This is a genomic window from Azospirillum formosense, assembly GCF_013340925.1.
Classification (GTDB): Bacteria; Pseudomonadota; Alphaproteobacteria; order Azospirillales; family Azospirillaceae; genus Azospirillum; species Azospirillum formosense.
The window spans coordinates 1-520 of the sequence record NZ_WHOR01000567.1 but is presented as its reverse complement, the minus strand read 5'-3'; the positions used below and the strand labels follow the sequence as shown (position 1 = coordinate 520).

Below are 520 nucleotides of genomic sequence, written 5' to 3'. Positions count from 1 at the left end.
AAGTACGAGCTGGCCGGCGAGGGCAAGTCGCTGGCGCCGGAGCAGATGGTCTCCTACTGGGCCGATCTGGTCGGCCGCTACCCGATCATCTCGATCGAGGACGGCATGGCCGAGGACGACTGGGAGGGCTGGAAGGCGCTGACCGACGCCATCGGCAACAAGGTGCAGCTGGTCGGCGACGACCTGTTCGTGACCAACCCGGCGCGTCTGGCCGACGGCATCAAGAAGGGCGTGGGCAACTCGATCCTGGTCAAGGTCAACCAGATCGGCACGCTGTCGGAGACGCTGGAGGCCGTGGACATGGCGCACAAGGCCGGCTACACGGCGGTCCTCTCGCACCGCTCGGGCGAGACCGAGGACAGCACCATCGCCGATCTGGCGGTCGCCACCAACTGCGGCCAGATCAAGACCGGCTCGCTGTCGCGCTCCGACCGTCTGGCCAAGTACAACCAGCTGATCCGCATCGAGGAGATGCTCGGCACCGCCGCCCGCTTCGCCGGCCGCGGCATCCTCAAGGCGT

General features: G+C 67.5%; 1 protein-coding gene. It reads left to right on the top strand.

Annotation, left to right across the window (positions count from 1 at the left end; genetic code table 11):
* Positions 1-520, top strand: a 520-nt coding sequence (locus GBZ26_RS29880) for a phosphopyruvate hydratase family protein (RefSeq protein WP_486303700.1), incomplete at both ends; no start/stop codon positions are given.